Annotated in this window: 4 protein-coding genes; 3 read left to right on the top strand and 1 reads right to left on the bottom strand. The window is 70.5% G+C overall.

Annotated elements, in window-relative coordinates; translation table 11 throughout:
- The coding region (locus J7E68_RS13835) for an HTH domain-containing protein (RefSeq protein ID WP_215173505.1) at positions 1–155 on the bottom strand (155 nt) is incomplete at its 3' end.
- Positions 156–321: 166 nt separating this feature from the next.
- Between J7E68_RS13835 and J7E68_RS13830 the strand changes: the two genes are divergently transcribed.
- From J7E68_RS13830 to J7E68_RS13820, 3 genes are all read left to right on the top strand, one after another.
- Positions 322–639, top strand: coding sequence for a PTS sugar transporter subunit IIB (locus tag J7E68_RS13830; RefSeq protein WP_215173503.1), 318 nt, complete (start codon positions 322–324; stop codon positions 637–639).
- Positions 636–917: an HPr family phosphocarrier protein gene (locus J7E68_RS13825; protein ID WP_215173501.1), complete on the top strand. Its 282-nt coding sequence runs from the start codon at positions 636–638 to the stop codon at positions 915–917. Before J7E68_RS13830 ends, J7E68_RS13825 begins: the two co-directional genes overlap by 4 nt.
- The coding region (locus tag J7E68_RS13820; protein WP_251048988.1) for a phosphoenolpyruvate-utilizing N-terminal domain-containing protein at positions 914–1,787 on the top strand (874 nt) is incomplete at its 3' end. The genes J7E68_RS13825 and J7E68_RS13820, both read left to right, overlap by 4 nt.

Below are 1,787 nucleotides of genomic sequence, written 5' to 3'. Positions count from 1 at the left end.
GCATCCGCTCCCCGGGTGCGGGCGTTCAGCGCCGCGACGTACGAGCGGATGCTGCGGGGGGTCACCCCGAGCTGATCGGCGAGACTCGCGGCCGTCGCCCAGTCGCCCTGGCGCAGCAGGGTCGAGAGGAGCTGGTCCTGGCGCTGGCGCGACATGATCCTCCCCACTCCGTGCCGACTGCACTGTCCTGACGTGACTTCCATGATGTCAGGAAGCGGAGCGACCCGCTCCGAAACCGATGTTCCGCGGGGGCGGAAAGGAACCTGTTGGCGAGTGCACCCCGTTCGTTCCCAGACTGTTCTCAGGAAAGGTCTGGAATCGATGAAGATCCTCGTGGTGTGCGGCGCCGGCGCGTCGAGCACGTTCGTCGCACAGCGACTGCGCAGGGCGGCCTCCGAGGCCGGCCTGGACTGGGACGCCTCAGCCGGCATGGAGCACTCCGTCTCCGGCAGCGATCACGATCTCATCCTCATCGGTCCGCACCTCGCCGATCGCCTCGAGGCGATCCGACTGGCGGCCCCTGCTCGAGTGGCGGTGCTTCCCGACGACGTCTTCGCCGACCGGGACGGCACCCGCACGCTGGCGCTCGCCCGCTCGATCATCGCCGATGCAAGGAACACCCCGAAAGGAACATCATGACCGTCTCTCGCACCGTCCGGATCGGCTCATCACACGGACTCCACGCCCGCCCCGCGAAGCTGTTCGCGCAGGCCGCGAAGGACTCCGGCATCCCCGTGACCATCGCGAAGGACTCGGGCAAAGCGGTGAACGCGGCCAGCATCCTGGGCGTCATCGCGCTGGCGATCGAGCACGGCGACTACGTCACGCTCACCGCTGACGGCGACGGAGCCGAGGGCGTGCTCGACACGCTCACCGAGCTGCTCACCACCGATCACGATCAGGACGCCGGAGTATGAGCGAACTGCGCGGAGTCGGCATCGGTCTCGGAGTCGCCCAGGGCGTCGTCGTGCGGATGACCGAGGCTCTGCCCGCTCCCGAGAACGTCCCCAGCGCACAGGGTGCGGACGCCGAGCGCATGCGAGTCCGTGACGCGGTCGCGGCGGTCGCTGCGGAACTGACGGCTCGCGGCGAGGCGGCAGGCGGCTCGGCACAGGAGGTGCTCGAGGCGCAGGCGATGATCGCCGAGGACCCGACTCTGCAGGACGAGGTGGACGCCCGCATCGACGACGGCGCCACGGCGGAGTGGGCCGTTCACGACGCGTTCGCGGGCTTCCGCGCGACGCTGGAGGCCGTCGGCGGCTACCTCGGCGAGCGCGCAGCCGACCTCGACGACATCGCCCAGCGCGTGCTCGCCCGCCTTCGTGGTGTCGATGCACCCGGCGTGCCCGACCCCGGGCATCCGTTCGTCCTGGTCGCTCGCGACCTCGCACCGGCCGACACCGCCCTGCTGAACCTCGAGCAGGTACTGGCTCTCGTCACCTTCGACGGCGGACCCACCTCGCACACCGCGATCCTCGCCCGCGAGAAGGGCATCGTCGCGATCGTCGGCGCGGCCGCAGCATCCGACCTCGCCACGGGCAGCGCGGTCATCGTCGATGCCGCCGCCGGTCTCGTCACCGTCGACCCGACCGACGACGAGAAGACGCGCGCCGAGCAGCGCGCCGCCGCCCGCCGCTCGGCGGACTCCGCACCGTTGACTCCCGGCGCCCTCGCCGACGGCACGCTGATCCCGCTGCTGGCGAATCTGGGGAAACCTGCAGACGCATCCGATGCCGTCGAACGCGGGGCTGAGGGCGTCGGGTTGTTCCGCCCAGAGTGCCTTTTCC

This window comes from Microbacterium sp. ISL-103 (assembly GCF_018613995.1).
GTDB lineage: Bacteria > Actinomycetota > Actinomycetes > Actinomycetales > Microbacteriaceae > Microbacterium.
The sequence above is the reverse complement of the archived record's forward strand: the minus strand, read 5'-3'. Positions and strand labels throughout refer to the sequence as shown.

Excerpts from the sequence above, each read along its gene's own strand:
- J7E68_RS13825 (WP_215173501.1), top strand. The coding sequence starts at position 636 with ATGACCGTCTCTCGCACCGTCCGGATCGGCTCATCACACGGACTCCAC.
- J7E68_RS13830 (WP_215173503.1), top strand. The coding sequence starts at position 322 with ATGAAGATCCTCGTGGTGTGCGGCGCCGGCGCGTCGAGCACGTTCGTC.